The 16,420-nt window shown below is 34.9% G+C and carries 6 protein-coding genes; all 6 read left to right on the top strand.

Features of this window, described 5'->3' with window-relative positions:
* The first annotated feature begins 36 nt into the window (after positions 1-36).
* Positions 37-3,348 carry a VCBS repeat-containing protein gene (locus tag ACFSTE_RS11220; RefSeq protein ID WP_378256896.1) on the top strand — a complete coding sequence of 1,104 codons (3,312 nt, stop codon included), beginning with the start codon at positions 37-39 and terminating at the stop codon, positions 3,346-3,348.
* A gap of 647 nt (positions 3,349-3,995) precedes the next feature.
* Entirely contained in the window at positions 3,996-4,862 is an 867-nt protein-coding gene (locus ACFSTE_RS11215) for a tail fiber protein (RefSeq protein WP_378256894.1), read from the top strand.
* Between the two features lie 89 nt (positions 4,863-4,951).
* The gene (locus ACFSTE_RS11210) at positions 4,952-13,816 is read left to right on the top strand and encodes a LamG-like jellyroll fold domain-containing protein (RefSeq protein WP_378256892.1); all 8,865 of its coding nucleotides are present in this window, start codon (positions 4,952-4,954) and stop codon (positions 13,814-13,816) included.
* Between the two features lie 48 nt (positions 13,817-13,864).
* Positions 13,865-14,782, top strand: coding sequence for a hypothetical protein (locus ACFSTE_RS11205; protein WP_378256890.1), 918 nt, complete (start codon positions 13,865-13,867; stop codon positions 14,780-14,782).
* Positions 14,783-14,790: 8 nt separating this feature from the next.
* Positions 14,791-15,177: a hypothetical protein gene (locus ACFSTE_RS11200; protein WP_378298145.1), complete on the top strand. Its 387-nt coding sequence runs from the start codon at positions 14,791-14,793 to the stop codon at positions 15,175-15,177.
* A gap of 202 nt (positions 15,178-15,379) precedes the next feature.
* Positions 15,380-16,300: a LysR family transcriptional regulator gene (locus ACFSTE_RS11195; RefSeq protein WP_378256886.1), complete on the top strand. Its 921-nt coding sequence runs from the start codon at positions 15,380-15,382 to the stop codon at positions 16,298-16,300.
* Positions 16,301-16,420: the final 120 nt, after the last annotated feature.

Genomic DNA, 16,420 nt, shown 5'->3' with positions numbered 1-16,420 from the left:
TTATGGATTATATTTAATATACTAAAAAGAGCTTTTATGTATAAATGGAGTATCGTATTTGTCTGTGTTTTTTTATGTGCATGTCAGGATTCCGTCGATTCCTTACCAGTTGATAAATTATTTACCAGGATTCCGGCAAGTATTACAGGAGTAACCTTTGAAAATAAAATAATGGAATCCGAAAAATTACATTATTATAAGTACTTATATATCTATATAGGAGGAGGAGTTGCTGCTGCTGATTTTAATAATGATGGTTTGGAAGATCTCTTCTTTACATCCAATATTTATCATAACAAGCTTTTTTTAAACAAAGGGAATTTTCAGTTTGAGGATATTACAATTCAGGCAGGGATTAAAAAACGAGCAGGGTTTGATGCCGGAGTTTCTGTTGCCGATATTAATAATGATGGTTTTCTGGATATTTATATCAATCGAGCAGGCTGGTATAAAGGGGATCAAAAACTGGCTAATATGTTATATATTAATAATGGAGATCTCACGTTTACAGAACAAGCTGCCAAGCATGGTTTGGCAGATACCAACCGTTCAATAGCATCTACATTTTTTGATTATGATAAAGATGGCGATTTAGATGTATATATCACAAATGCTCCTGCGGATTTTGAATTATCAGATAAAATAGTAGATATCAAACGAGTACAACAACACCCCAAAACACATTCGTATAAAAGCAGTGATAAATTATATGCGAATGATGGGAGTGGAAATTTCACAGATGTATCAATAGAAGCAGGAATACTGCCTGATTTAGGTTTTGGCTTGAATGCCCAGGTAGGAGATCTTAACAATGATGGGTGGTTGGATATTTATGTGTCTAATGATTTTATAGGACCAGATTTTGCCTATATAAACAATAAAAACGGAACTTTTTCTGAGCAAAGAAACACACTGTTCAAACATATCTCATATTATAGTATGGGGAGCGATATCGGAGATATTAATAATGATGGGTTGTCGGATTTAATGGTGTTAGATATGAGTCCTGAAGACCATATACGCTCAAAAACCACGATGGCGATGATGTCTGCTGATCGATTCAATAAGATGGTAGAAGAAGATCACCATCACCAATATATGCATAATGTAATGCAGTTAAACAATGGAGCGAAAGGATTTAGTGAAATTGGATACTTATCCGGATTGGCACAGACCGATTGGAGTTGGTCAATACTTTTTGCAGATTTTGATTTGGATGGATTGAATGATGTATATGTTACCAATGGTATTTATAGGGATGTAGTGGATAGAGATGTTAATGATGAGATCAATGCATTGATCGATAAGAACAAGACAAGCTTGCAAGAGCAGGATTTTTATGAGTTTACTCAGAAATTACCACAACAAAAACTGACGAACTATCTGTTTAAAAATAACGGCAATCTCACCTTTGATAATATGACTTCCAGGTGGTCTGATGAAGCTGCCACCTTTTCTAATGGTGCAGTTTATGTAGATTTAGATAATGATGGTGATTTGGATATTGTAACAAATAACCTGGATGAGCATGCAACAATATTAAGGAATAATGCAAGAGACATTAGTAAGAATAATTTTTTGCAAATAGATTTTTCCGGATCAAAGAAAAACCTGTTTGGAGTTGGAACTACGGTAAAATTGTATTTGAAGAATGGTGCTGTTTTGAAACGTACTTTAATAAACTCCAGAGGGTATTTATCTTCTTTGCCAAGTGTACTGCATATAGGTTTGGGAGAAGAAACTTTAATACCCAAATTAGAGGTGGTGTGGGCAGATGGAAATTCTCAAATATTAACGGATATAGGAGTAAATCAGAAAATACATCTCAATTATACAGAAAGTAGTACTGGTAATGAAAAAAAGAAGTTAGTAGCATCAGACTTTATTTTTGCAGAAGAAACCTTTGACTTGGAGCATAAAGACACTGTTTACAACGACTTTGATAAACAGCTGTTATTACCACATAAATTATCACAGACAGGTCCTGCAATTGCCAAAACAGATATCAATAATGATGGTTTGGAGGATGTTTTTATAGGAGGAGGACACCGGCAAGAATCACAATTAATGATCGCTAGAGAAGATGGAAGCTATATAAAAGCAACGGTACCGGATTTTATAAAAGACCAGGCATATGAAGATGTCAGTGCCTGTTTTTTTGATGCAGATAATGATGGAGACCAAGACCTGTATGTGGTTAGCGGGAGTTATGAATTTAGATCTGATGATCCATTATTAGAAGATCGCTTATACATAAATGATGGAGGAATCAATTTTAGACGATCTTCTGATAAGTTGCCATTGATACGAATTGCAGGAGGGGTTGTAAAAGCTTCGGATTATGATCAGGATGGAGATGAAGACTTGTTTATAGGAGGACGTGTTGTCCCGGGAAAATATCCATACGCACCAGAAAGTTATCTGTTAATCAATGAAGAAGGAAGATTCGTGGATAAGACAAAAGAATTAGCAGCGGATATTTCAGAAATAGGAATGATTACCAGTGCAGTTTGGGAGGACATTGATAATGATAATGATATAGATTTAATCGTGACTGGAGAATGGATGGGGATTGAAGTGTTTATTAATAAAGAAGGTACGTTGTCTAAGGACATGAAATACGATAAGCTATCATCTGCTACTGGCTGGTGGAATAAGATAGTAATGGCAGATATAGATAAGGATGGAGACCTGGATATCATTGCAGGGAATTTAGGGTTGAATTATAAACATAAAGCCTCGGAGAAAAAACCATTTCATATTTATACTCATGATTTTGATAATAATGGAACAGAAGATATTGTTCTGGCAAAAAATTATAAATCGAAGCAAGTTCCTGCAAGAGGTAAAAATTGTACAGCTCAACAAATGCCGTACTTAAAAGAAAGAGTCAAAACATATAAAGAATTTGCATCGAGCAATCTCCAGGAACTGTTAGGGGATAGTTTTGAAGCAGCAATCCATTACCAGGTAACAGAGCTCAGATCAGGGGTTTTTATAAATAATAGCGATAGTTTTGAATTTACCCCATTCCCAATAGAAGCCCAAATGAGCCCTGTTACTGCTATCATTTACGAAGATATTGATCACGATTCGGTTCGTGACTTAATTATGGGAGGAAATAATTATCATACCGAGGTAGAAACAACACGTTTGGATGCAGGAATAGGTGTTTTTCTTAAAGGAGTTTCCGATGGAAAGTTTGCGTTTCAAAAAAATAGAGAAACAGGACTTTATACTTCAGGAGATGTTAAAGATATGCTCTTGATTACGCATAAGAATAAAAAGAAACTGCTTGTCGCGAATAACAACAGCAAATTTCAATTGTATAACATAAAAGATAAATAGTATTAAAAACAAATTCTAGGAATTTGAAAAAATAAAAATTAGAAACTTTTAAAAAAGAACCTTTTTCGGTAATTGTTTTGAGATATTGTTGGATTGTTACCTCATCTGCTGAAAAAAATAAAAGTTTCGCAAGAGCCTAAAGCCAATAAATGGCTTTAGGCTTCAAATGAGACACCATAACGGTGTCTTTTTATTTAATACATGCTGGAAAATAGCCAACATTATATGTGGTTATGCCGTATGTAATTTGATTTTAACCCTTTGAAATATAGTGAAATATTATTTTTTTAGGATTATGTATAGTTTAGAGGTCTTAAAAGTAAGGATACATTTTTTTAAGTAAAGACTAACCAACAAGTATAATCTCGGGGACTAACATCTTTAGATATGTTTTTCTCGAATGGCACTTTGTCGTATTAAAATAGTGTATCAAAGCCCCGAAATGACCTGTTCTTTTAGTTCAATAGTACTGCCAAAACAAAAAGGATAACCATACTGTATGATTTTTTACAAAACAAATAGCTGATACAGAAGAGTATCACTATTGAATAATTACAACATGAAACCCAGTAATAGACCAATTATTTGTTCTATCTGGGAATTTTCTACTATTATTTTTTATCAAACCACACTCAAATTTAAAACCTATGAAAACAAAACTACTATTCATTGTAGCTGTATTATTTACAGCTGTACTATTTGCTCAAAATACAGGGATTGCTGTTCAGGGAATTGCTAGAGATGCTAGTAAAACAGCCTTAGGAAACAAAAATTTAAATTTTGTTTTTGATATTCAAATCTCGAATGGGACCTCTAAGTATAAAGAAACACAAAACCTGACGACGGATGCTTTTGGTGTATTTTCTCATGTGATTGGAACCGGAACCCCTCAGGGAACAACTTTTAGTGAGGTTGATTTTAGCACAGAACATCTAAAGCTCGTTATTAGTTTAGATGGGACAGTAATTTCAGATCAACCTTTTCACTATGCTCCGTATGCATACCATGCAAACAATGGGGCTCCAACAGGAGCTATTATGCCTTATCTCGGCGCAACAGCACCTCCTGGGTGGTTGTTATGTAATGGAACAGCAATACCTAATCCTTCTACTTCAGGAGCTGCTTTGGTTGCTCTCATAGGGAATAACACACCTGATTTACAAGGAATGTTTTTAAGAGGAACAGGTACCAGTCCTGTTAATGGACAAAGTGGACCGGGATTAAAAGCTACTCAATCTGATACATTCAAATCTCATAATCATTATGTAAACTTAACTACTAGTAGTAATGGAAGTCATTCACATGGATATGATGATTATGCGCATTCAGATTCAGTTGCAGATCACTCTGATCATGGTACAGGTAGCGGAGATGATAATGGAAACAAAAGAACGTCTCGAACAACTGCGAGTGCCGGTAATCACACTCATACCGTGAAAGGAAATAGCAATACTACAGGTGGAGCGGAAACACGTCCGGTAAACTATGGAGTAAATTATATCATAAAATTATAAAAGTACTTTTTGAGACCATCAAGTAAATAGTAGTACTAAGTAGCTTATGTACGACTATTGGTAGATGGTGTTCTATTATACAAAAACAGATGAAAAAGATACTTTTATCCCTTTGCTTAGGGCTAATGGTTAATTGGCTTTGGGCACAAAGTAATCCGCAAGTGATTACAGGCGCAACAACCCTGCAAGAGCAGGCGTATAATACAAATGGTGATAAGGTGAGCCTACAAATAGGTCCTAGTCAACATTATTTTCAATATAGTTTACCTATTCCCGAAGAATCAAATGGTACGGTAATGGGATATTTTCCCTGGGATGTGCTGTATATGGAAGATACGTTCGCAGAAGAAACTTTTGATATTTCCAAAGGATATTATGGCGATAAAATCCAATTAGATTGGTCAATCGGAGCCAATAAGGAAGCGATTGATCGAATTGAAATCTATCGTCGTCCTTATATTGATGAAAATACCTCCTATTTTGAATATCAAAATGGAGTGAATGTCCCACACCCATCTTTCGGGCTTCCTATTACTACATTGAGTCGAGATGATTTTCAATACATAGATAATTATATTGAAGGAGGTATTTTATATGAATACCTGGTATATGCCCAAGGAGTTTCTGCGATTGCAGAACGGTATATAACATACATCACAGGAATAGGGTATCGAAATCCTACAGCTGTTGTTTCGGGAAATATTAGTTTTGATGGAGGAAACCCTGTGAAGGATGTAGTTGTTAGAGCAGAACCACAAGGAGCAGAAATCAAAGCAGGGAGTAGTATTGCCGTTACTGATCAGGGGAACTTGTCAGTACAATACTTAAATAAAAATATAACGACAGCAGCTACTTTTCAATCTTGGATGCGAATCTCCGAAACAGCTGATTTTACTTGGGTAAGATTACAGCAGCGAGACTTCCTTACCGGAGAGCTGACGAACTCAACTACAGAAGCTAAGATACAATTGGAAGAAGTAGAAGAGGAAAAAACATTGAATATTCTGATTAGAGATGAAGGAAGTGGAGTACATAAAGTGATACTAAAAAAGTTTTATCCTACAGGAGAAGTAAATGGTAGAGGAGATGATATTTTTAAACCAATTACAGAAATAGCTGCTCATTTTATTCACCTTTCTTTAGTATTAAATGAAGGAGATAGACCAGCACTATTTATTAATGGAAGACAATTAAATCAGGCTTTTATAGAAGAAACAATTGCTGCCCAGCAAAAGGAATTAGATATAAACAAGAGAACGATTCCTGAATTAGAAATAAACACTACCTATAGATATCCTTCAACAAATAGTTTTAATAGTCTACTAATCGCAGATAAAATGAATGGGATTATTGACGAAATACGATTATGGCAAGGTAAATTAAATGGCAAAACAATTCGTCAGGACTTTAAGCGGTATTTAAGTGGAACAGAAACAAATTTATTGATGTACTTGCGTGCGAATGAAGGACAAGGGGTTTATGCGTATGATTTATCGGCTAAAGGGTATGATTTTAATAAGAATAAAGCTCTTTTGCAATTGGCAAGCTGGACTGGTAATATTTCGGATAGACCTACAGGAAATCAATTAGGGGTTTTAGGGGTTACGGATGAAAATGGGAATTATGTGATTGCCGCGATTCCATACACAGGAACAGGAGAGTCATTTAATATAACGCCTTCTTTTGGGGTGCATCAGTTCGAACCGAACCAACAACTGATCTTTCTTGGACAGGGGGCAGAGGTAGCAAATAAAATCGATTTTAAAGATATTTCGTCTTTTATTTTTAGAGGAAAAGCACGTATGGATGTAGTAGGGACATTCGAACCAATAAGGAACAATGATGGAACTATTGTTGTTCCAGAGGTATTACAAGTCAAAGAAACCGGTTATAATGAATATACGGTAAGTATGACAGATGGAAATGAACGGACATACCAAAAAGGAGATTATCAAATGGGAGAAGTCCCCAATACGATCGTTGATATGCCGAATGTAGGAGTCGAAGGAGCCAATATATATATTGATGGAAATATTGTAATAGGAAAAGATAACAAGCCTGTATTAACAGATGAAGATGGGGGATTCGTGATTGAAGTACCTATTGGGAATCATTATATCGAGGTCAAAAAAGATCGACATGATTTTACTTATGGAGGACGTTTCCCAATGACCATAGTAGATGCCCTGGCGCAAGAAGAACGCCTCAAAGGGAGTCCTCTTACTACCGAAGAATCTGAGTATATTACTGAAAATCATAAAACAGAATTTGATTTTTTTGAACATCAGGAGCAATCTGTTACCTTTTTAGATCAAACTAAAGTAACCCTTGTAGGGAAAGTAGTTGGAGGGTCTGTAGAAGGAGAAAAACCTATCGGTTTTGGAGGAGAAGGGTATGTAGAACATATTTTTGATCCACAGACTCCAAACGAACGAAAAGTAGCAGTGAGTGCAGTCAATAACATTGGGCAAGCGACAATAAAACTAAGCCATGAAGCAGGAGATGTTACTATTGCAACAAATAAAGCTTCAGGGGAATACAGAAGGGAACTGGCCCCACTTCAGTATGTTATAGAAAAAACGAGTACTAGTGACGGGGTTACTGTTCTTATAGATACAGATAATATTAGTCATACATTTTTAAATGCAAATGAAGTAGTAGATTTACGAACAGTGCCAACTCCTAAGACGTCAGAGTTTTCATTAGGAGAAGAAGAGGAACCATTGGTTTCTGATCCTTATCATTTTGAGAAAAGTTTTGTATATCGATCAGCTCCACAGTTAGATGTCACCAGACAAACTTCTGCTCCTATGATTAATATAGGTGGAGTGGAATATTATACAGAAGGGCTCAAACATAATGGTCAAGATTTGGTTATCTATGAACAATTTGAAGAATATTTTATTGATTTTGAAACGTCAGAAGTATATAAAAATTACGATGATCTCGCAACAGGAAAAGAAGTGAGAGTGCCTATTACTGATGGAGAGTTTATCATAACCAATAATCTGGCATTAGAAAATACAGAAAGTATCTCTTATAATGATACCGATAAGAGTAAGTCTACGTATCGTTTTAAGGCAGGACTCCCTAGAATATCAAAACCATTTTTAAAAACCTTATCTATTAATTACAGGGTAAATAATGTTGATACCCCTGCCCATGGATATAATAATGAAGGTTTGATCTTAGGAGGGAAGTCAGATGGAAGTCAGACATTTGTAACAGCGGCTCCCGAAGTTCCGGATATTATTCTTAGGGATCCTCCGGGTTCTAATAGTTTTGCCGCTATTGAAAAAGGAGAAAGTATTTCTTTTACCACTAAAAGTAGTTTTACCAGTACAGGAGGGATCTCCAATTCTTTACAGGTGTTATTAGGAGTGAAATTTGGAGCAGGAGGAGGATTAGCAGGTCCCGTCATTGAGTCAAAAGCTACCAATAATGCCACAGTCGGAATTTCTATAAAAACTTCTTCGGATAAAGGCCGTAGTCTAAAAACAACCTATAGTTTTGATCAAACTATTAAGACTAGTAGTAGCCCATTTTATGTGGGAGCTGATGGAGATCTATACATAGGGAATTCCAGTAATTATTTTTATGGTTCTTATGATAACATTCAGGCAAATACAACCTACTTACCTGATTCAGATGCATTAGAGTTACATTTTAAGGATATTCAAGGAAATGAAATTCCTTTGTTTATAAGTAAGCAGAAGGCAATGTATTTTGTAGAAGAGCCGTCAGAAACATTTTTTGTCTATAGTCAGCGGCATATAATTGATGTTTTAATTCCAGAATTAGAACAGATAGTATATAACATAGATCATGGTATTATAGATCCTAATACACCAGGGGTACTACCTCGTAAGGAATATCTACAGCAAATAGCATTATGGAAAAAAGCGATTCTGAGAAATGAAATCACTAAGTATAAAGCGCTGAATGAACGTAGTGAGTATAAAAAAGAATTAACATCTTTTCTGGAGGATCAACAATCAAGGTTGGAAAGAGAAATAGAGAAAGGAGATCTGGCACCAGGAGGTTTATTACATTCTGAGACGCAACTCAAAGAAAAATTAGATGACTTAAAAGGGTTGGAAACTATGCTGGAAGCAAATTTTGAAGAAAATATATCATTTGATGCCGGAGTAGGAGATATTACAAAAGGGATGTCTACAGCTTCTGTTTCAGGAGAGAGTACTGCATATAATATAACTATTGATGAATCATTGGCAATAGAATTAGGATTTAAGTTTAATGGAGTGGGACTATTAAATAAAACAGAAGCAGCTTTTTCGCAAAAAATAGATGGTTCTATAAATACAGAAAATGTAGAAACAACTAAAGTATCCTATACATTAAAAGATAATGATAAAGCCAATATGCTTAGTGTGGATGTTATTAATGCATTTGATGGTAATGGACCGGTTTTTAGTACAATAGGAGGGCGTACCTCCTGCCCCTATGAAGGGATTAGTACTTCTTTGTTTTTTGAAAAAACAGCCTACAACAGAGATGTTAATGAATATAAGAGAAAGAAAGCCTTATACGATAAGTATCTCGATGATAAGAAAAAGTTTGATAGGTGTGTGATTTTGGCATTACTATCTGGGCAAATCCCTAGTTGTACACCACCATCTCCAGTAGAAAAACCTTCCTTTGAAATTACTCAAATTGATACCTATACAGGAGATTTTGCTTTAAACTATGCGACTCAAAAGGTGGAAATTCCTCTTATTAGTGTAGAAAATGCAAATATTGCTAATGTACCAGAAGCAGGTGCTGCGGAGTTTACTTTACTATTGGAAAATAATAGTGTTAGTGAAACGGATATGGATTTCAAACTGAGGATTGATCCAGCCACAAATCCATATAATGTAAAGCATAATATTGCTTTAAACGGAACTATTATTCGTGTTCCCTATGGAAAGAAAATACCATTTGCACTAACTTTAGAGAAATCAGTGTCAGATCAATATGAGTATAAGGATATTGATATTGTTTTAGAATCACTATGTGATAAATATAATGTGAATGATCGTGTTTCAGTTTCAGCTTCATTTGTCCCTTCATGTTCTAAAGTAGTTATCTCAAAACCCTTTGATAATTGGGTAGTAAATAATGAAGATATTTATAACCAGGATGGCACTACGAATAAATTGGGAATAGAGCTATCTGAATTTGATACAAGTTTTTCCAGTTTCAAAAAAATAGAGCTACAATATAGAAAATCTACAGCCTCTTCATGGAATCGCTTACACACTTATTATAAAGCACCTTTTACAAGTGCGGGAGGAGTTTTAGTAGATTATTTAGCAACAGCAATAGCTGATGGAGAAGATAAGAATTCTGTCATAACAGAAACTACGCAATTATACGAATTTGATGTTGATAAATTAAGCTTGTCAGACGGTACTTATGAGTTGAGAGCAATCTCTACCTGTAGTAATGGCACCCAATATATATCTAAAGTTATAACAGGAACAGTTGATCTGAATAAGCCAGAACAATTCGGAACACCTTCTCCTACAGATGGGATATTAAATGCTGGAGAAGATCTGAGATTACAATTTAGTGAACCGATCCAATTTAATGATGCTATTAGTAAAATTGAAATTGTAGCAGAGACAAATAATATGCCGATTTCTCATGGAGTTTCAGTATACTTTAATGGTCCTGAAAATAGTGTGGAAATAGATAAAACCAATGTTGTTAGCGGAAATTTTAGTATCGAATTTTGGATGAATAATTCTTCAAAATCTGATGCAATTATTATGCAGCAGGAAAATGGATTTGAAGTAGCACTAATAGATGGAGAACTAGTATGGACATTAGGAGATCAAACAATACAATCTTCAATAAGTAAAGATGATGTATTTCATCATTATACGTTGAGTTATCACGAGACAAAAGGAGAACTCCGAATCTATGAAGATAGTCATGAATTAGCAGTAAGGACAGTTGATAAGATAGAGTTTACTAATAAAGGGAGGTTAACACTGGGAGGAAATACTTTTTCCGGGAATTTGCATGATCTTAGAATGTGGACAAAGTCGTTATCCTTATCGGAATCAGTAGCGAATATGTATACGCAATTTTCAGGATCTGAACGGGATTTAATAGGGTATTGGCCCATGAATGAAGGGCATGGAGATGTTATGAAGGATCTGGCAAGGTATATTCATGGAAAAATGGAAGCCTCTTGGGATATAAAACCCAAAACCAATGCCTATGATTTTAAGGATCGGCAATATATAGAATTGAATCTAAATGATTTTTCAGAGTTTGGAGCAGCTAAACAGATTCATGACGAAATGGATATAACATTATCCTTCTGGATGAAAACGGCATCAAAAGAAGTTGCAACTATGTTTTCTAATGGAAGAGGAACCATTGAAGATCTGGTACAGGCTAACGGCAAACGTAATAAATGGGAAGTAGGATTAGATGAGGAAGGAAGTTTGATATTTACAAACGAAGGCGTTACTTATAAATTAACAGAAACTAGTCTTACAGATAACTCTTGGCATCATATCGCGATGATTGTTAATCGTAGAGGAGCCTTAAAAACGTATGTAGATAATACATTAGTAAGTTCGCACTCAGCTAAGAATATTGGAGGTATTTCAGGGAATAAATTCTGGATAGGAGCACGTGGTTTTACAGAAGTAGATGGAACGATAGTAACAGATAGGTTTTTTACCGGAAAAATAGATGAAGTAAGATTGTGGAACACAGCGCGTACGATAGAACAACTTCGTAGAGATAGTACCTGTGAGATAGCACCTGCCACATTGGGATTACTACTCTATACAACGATGAATCAACCAGAACTTCCGAATGGAAAAGGGCCTAAATATTATCATGCATTGTCTAATAATACGACACCTGCCGTTTTTTCGATCTTAAGTTCGGGAGTTCCTAATTATTCCGAAGATGCTCCTAAATTGAAACCTAAAAGGAACTTATTGAGTTTTGATGTTCGCCATATAATTAATGGAGATGAGATGATCATTACTCCGGAGATTAGTGATTGGGCAGTACTAGAAGGGCAAGTTTTGGATATAACGGTTGATAGGATATTCGATCTAGCTGAAAATAGGCAGGCATCACCTATTACCTGGACGGCTTTTGTAGAACGTAATGAGGTCAGTTGGTATGTTGCAGATAAAGAAGATCTCTTAGAAATAGAAAAATTTGTAGGAGACGAATATGAATTTGATATCTCTTTGATTAACAGAGGAGGGAAAAAACAAACTTTTGCCATTAAAAACATCCCGAACTGGTTGTCATTAGATAAAACCTATGGCACGCTGGATCCTAATAGTAAAATGACAGTAAAAGCAAGTATTGATCCAGAGTTTACGATTGGGGAATATATAGAGAACCTATATCTGGAAACGGATTTTGGGCTTGATCAAAAACTACAGTTAAATCTTAGAGTGTTAGAAACAGAACCTGATTGGACAGTAAACCCTAGTGCCTTTGATTTTAGTATGAACTTTATCGGAAAATTAAAAATCAATGGAATAATTTCTACAGATGCATATGATAAAGTAGGAGCTTTTGTTAATGGGGTTCCGAGAGGAGAAACCCATTTACTATATGATGAAGCTTTTGATGAGTATTTTATATACTTAACCGTGTTTAGTAATACAGCATTTGGAGATGCAATCATATTTAAGGCATGGGATGCTTCTCAAGGTAAAATAGTGGAAATAGAAGTCGATGACATGAGGTCTGTAGTATTTATGGAAAATGAAGTTATAGGGACAAAATCGAATTCAGCTTTATTCGAAAATACAAACGTAGTAGAACAGCACCTTTCTTTAAACACGGGATGGACATGGGTATCTTTTGATGTAAATGACCCTAACTTCAAAAACCTTAATGAATTGACCAAGAATTTAGCATTGTCAACAGGAGATAGAATCTTAAGTTTAAGCCCTGCACAATTAGAAACCTATTATAAACACCCAACAGACATAACAAAGAGTAGTTGGTCAGGGAATATAAGTGCAAATGGTGGGATGACGACAGAAAAAATGTATAAGCTGAACTTGGCTAAAGGAGGAGAACTGATTATAAAAGGAGAAAAAGTGGATGTCAGCAAGTGGTCTTATGAATTGAAAGAAAACTGGAACTGGCTGCCTTTTATAATAGGGAATAATACCCCGGTAAATGAAGCTCTTGCTTTTTATGATCCAAAAGATGGAGATGTTATCAAATCACAAAATTTATTTGCGATTTTTGATCCGATCAATGGATGGACAGGTACATTAGACTATTTATTGGCAGGTCATGGATACATGATTAAATCTGGCAAGGCACAAACATTTAAATATCCAACGTATTTGAGCTCGAAGGCAAAGGTGATTGAGAAAGAGACTGAAACTCCTTCTGAAGATCAGGTCGCTGTAACCTATGCAAGGTATCCAGAAAATATGAATGTTATTTTACAGCTGCCCAAAGGATATTCCAAAGTAGTGGTTTATGATATGAAAGGCAATCGAAGAGGAAGTGCCAGCAATCAATTAGTAGGAGAAGAATCACTTAGTTTTCTGACGATTTATGGACAGGCTAATGAGATGTTACGGTTCTATGTGTCAGGAGAAACAACAGAAGAAGCAACTACTAAACTTATGACTTTTTCAGCAAATAAAGTTGTAGGAACAATACAAGTCCCAGTATTATTAGAGATGGTATCAGAAACGATTGATATATATCCAAACCCTTTTGAAAATGAACTTAGGATAAAAGTACTTTCAGAGAGATCTCAGAAGGTAAGGGTGTTTATACATTCTTTATCAGGACAACAGGTATACCAACGAGAGCTTTATGTAGATAAAGGGGAAGCTTTTTTTAGTATCGCACCAGAAATTTCTTCCGGAGCCTATTACCTGTATACGATAGTTAATGATACCATTATGAGAAATATGATAGTAAAAAAATAAATGAACAATACTGCCGGTATACAGTATCGGCAGTACATAAAAAATATAATGATGAAGAGATATAACTACTATCTGATACTATTGTTTTTTGCAGGGTATCAGTTACAAGCACAAAATCCTAATTGGAGTGTGAATGAGAATAATTATCAATATACGATGTCTTTTGTAGCTTTTCTGAATGTCGATGGAAAAGATTTGGAAACTGAGAATGATGTAGTAGGCGCTTTTGTAGATGGAGTATGTCGGGGAGTTGCTAATTTAACTTATGTTGCTTCAGAAGATAAGTATTATGCCTATTTAACAGTATTTGCAAATCAAAATAATGAATTGATACATTTTCGTGTATATGATGCTGAAAAAGAAAAAATTACAGAGGTATTTGAGACCCAGGTGTTTGAAATTAATAAACATTACGGGGATGTTTTTAGAGCATATAGCATCGCCGAACCAAGGCTGAGTGATGCGGCAGATATCATTGATTTTAGCTTTGTGAATACAAAAGCCAAAGATGTGATTTTTAAAGAGAGTGAAATAACAATCTTATTAGATGTTGAGGATAATGTTAAGGCACTTGTTCCCATCTTTGAACTTAGCCAGGGAGCAAAGTTATATAGGAATACCACAGAGCAACTGTCAGGAAAAGACAGTGTAGATTTTAGTACCCCAGTAGATTATAAAGTGGTATCAGAAAATCAATCGGTAACACGAGAATACACAATAAAAATCAAAGTAAGCTCTGGAGATATCACTTACTATAGAAAAAATGCCGTTTGTTATGAGGGAGGAGCAATTAAAGTTGTTTCTACCAGAAATAATGAAGAGGTATTGCTACTGAAGGATGGAGTTAACTTTTCTAGTCAGACAATAACTAATGGGGAAACTGTTTTCAATAATTTGGAAGCAGCAACATATGAAGTAAAGATGGGAACTATTCGGAAAGAAATTATCATTAATCAAAAAAAGTAAGTATGAGTATGAAAACAGTTTTTTGGATTATAATCGTTGTATTATTTTGTAATTGCTCTAGAGATGATGCTCCAGAAACCTCAGTTATAAAACCAGTACATATTAACTTTGTAAAAGAAGATGGAACTTCTGTAACAACCTTTGATTGTATAAACCCTAATGATAAGTATTTTGTATCGATTGTTGTCGAAGCAGAAGGAAGTGGAACAGTAGAAAAAACATTAGTAGAGTATACTGTTAATGGAGTTTTACACAGTATGGTTTTTACGGGAATAGAAAATCAACGTAATCAAATTATCTTAAAAGAAGGAGAAAATGTAGCACAGCTTGTCGATACAGGAATATATGCTAAAGTTTCATATGTGGCTGCAGAAGCATTTGAATTAGTTGAATGATAGAGACTATATTATTTTTTTCATCTTAAAAAGAGTAAAAACTCCTCAGTTTATCAGGACTGGGGAGTTTTAATATTATAAAGAATAAAAAATAGAAATTTTTCCTTAAAAATAACATTAGTATTTTCATTAGATGTTGGTTGTTAATTATTTTTGAATATATATTTATTTATTAATTATATAAATAATATTACATTTATTTATGAATTATACATTGCATCAACTTCAGATTTTTCTAAAAATAGTAGAGAAAGGAAGTATCACCAAAGCTTCAGAGGAATTACACCTCACTCAACCAGCAGTTTCTATTCAGCTTAGGAATTTTCAGGATCAATTTCCTATACCACTTACTGAAGTAATAGGTAGAAAGATATACATTACTGATTTCGGAAAGGAAATAGCAGAGGCAGCTCAAAAAATAATTCAGGAAGTTGATCAGATTAGTCATAAAACATTAGCGTACCAAGGACAGTTGTCGGGAGTGTTGAAGATATCAGTAGTGTCTACAGGTAAATATATTATCCCTTATTTCTTGTCTGATTTTATGAAAAAACATTCAGAAGTAAACCTGGTATTAGAGGTGACAAACAAAGAGATGGTCGTATCAAGTCTGGAGGAAAATTCTGTTGATTTTTCACTGGTGTCGGTATTGCCAAAACATTTGAAGATTAGTAAGACTAATTTGATGGAAAATCAATTATATTTAGTGGGGAGTACGACAGATACATTTGAGAAAAAAATGTATGATACTTCGATTCTTTCTGAGCTACCGTTAATCTATCGCGAACCAGGGTCAGGAACCCGACATACCATGGAAGAGTATTTAGAGCAAAATAATATTGTCGCGAGAAAACAGATGGAACTGACCTCAAATGAAGCGGTTAAGCAAGCGGTAATAGCAGGGTTAGGGTATTCGATTATGCCATTGATAGGAATACGAAATGACTTGGAAGCGAATCGATTACAGATTATACCTGTAAAGGGGTTTCCTTTGAAATCAATATGGAACCTGATATCTTTAAAGAACAAAAAATTTTCTCCGGTAGCAGCAGCATTTTTAAGCTATGTAGAAGAAAGAAAAGATGAAATAATAAGAGAGAAGTTTCAGCTTATAAATTTATGATTTACCGGAAGGGGTACTTGCTGTATGATGATAAAAGAGGATTCTGACTCTCTTTTATTAAGATTCAAAATCCTCTAATAAAATAATGAACGTAGGATTTATAGCACTATTCTAACCAAA

This window comes from Aquimarina hainanensis (assembly GCF_042684685.1).
GTDB classification, from domain to species: domain Bacteria; phylum Bacteroidota; class Bacteroidia; order Flavobacteriales; family Flavobacteriaceae; genus Aquimarina; species Aquimarina hainanensis.
This window is presented reverse-complemented; position numbering and strand designations above follow the sequence as displayed.

Coding starts and splice junctions, on each gene's coding strand:
- ACFSTE_RS11220 (WP_378256896.1), top strand. CDS start 37: ATGTATAAATGGAGTATCGTATTTGTCTGTGTTTTTTTATGTGCATGT.
- ACFSTE_RS11215 (WP_378256894.1), top strand. CDS start 3,996: ATGAAAACAAAACTACTATTCATTGTAGCTGTATTATTTACAGCTGTA.
- ACFSTE_RS11210 (WP_378256892.1), top strand. CDS start 4,952: ATGAAAAAGATACTTTTATCCCTTTGCTTAGGGCTAATGGTTAATTGG.
- ACFSTE_RS11205 (WP_378256890.1), top strand. CDS start 13,865: ATGATGAAGAGATATAACTACTATCTGATACTATTGTTTTTTGCAGGG.
- ACFSTE_RS11200 (WP_378298145.1), top strand. CDS start 14,791: ATGAAAACAGTTTTTTGGATTATAATCGTTGTATTATTTTGTAATTGC.
- ACFSTE_RS11195 (WP_378256886.1), top strand. CDS start 15,380: ATGAATTATACATTGCATCAACTTCAGATTTTTCTAAAAATAGTAGAG.